Raw genomic sequence first — 691 nt, forward strand, 5'->3', positions numbered from 1 at the left:
TACTCCAACCTCATATATTCCGTTCGGTCTATCTTCAACTCAAACTATTATCTCAAATAACGGTCAGCAATATCCTATCTATGCCAATGAAGAAGATAAGGCAAATAAAAAAGTTATTTTGCTTAATGGCTTTAATGATATTTATGACACATTTGAAATTAAAGAAGATGGTAGTGGATTAATGACCAAGAAGTTTATGATTATTGATGATTCTTTAATTGATAAATGGATAATTTCTAGTCAAGGGGACCCGTCTGTTAATAGATGGCAGCTAGAAACAGATTTTTATAAGCTATATCCTGCGAAATGTACATCATTAAGTAGCATTTCAAATATATTAGCAAGTACTTTGAATGCAGGTTCTTTCAATAGCGCTCAAGTAAAAGCAGGGATTGTCTATGCACATACAAATAAGACAATTGGAGTTTCTACAGAAAAAACAATTTCAAGCATTGAACAATTTAAAGAGTGGTTTAGAGGTCAATTGATTATTTATGAATTAGATATACCTATAGTAACTCACATTCCAAAAGAACTTGTACCTACAGTCCGAACCCATAAAACTAATATTCTAGAAGTTGGTGGAGCTGTAAAACCATCGAGCTTTAAAGTGACAGTACCAGTAGACCGTATAGCAGAAATAGAAGCGCGATTACAAGCTTTAGAAAGTACTACAGTAGATGTAGTTTTA

General features: G+C 32.7%; 1 protein-coding gene. It reads left to right on the top strand.

Annotation, left to right across the window (positions count from 1 at the left end):
- A partial coding sequence (locus H8718_RS20360) for a hypothetical protein (protein ID WP_249334877.1) occupies positions 1 to 691 on the top strand: 691 nt, incomplete at both ends.

This window comes from Zhenhengia yiwuensis, from assembly GCF_014384995.1.
In the GTDB taxonomy this organism is placed as follows: domain Bacteria; phylum Bacillota; class Clostridia; order Lachnospirales; family Cellulosilyticaceae; genus Zhenhengia; species Zhenhengia yiwuensis.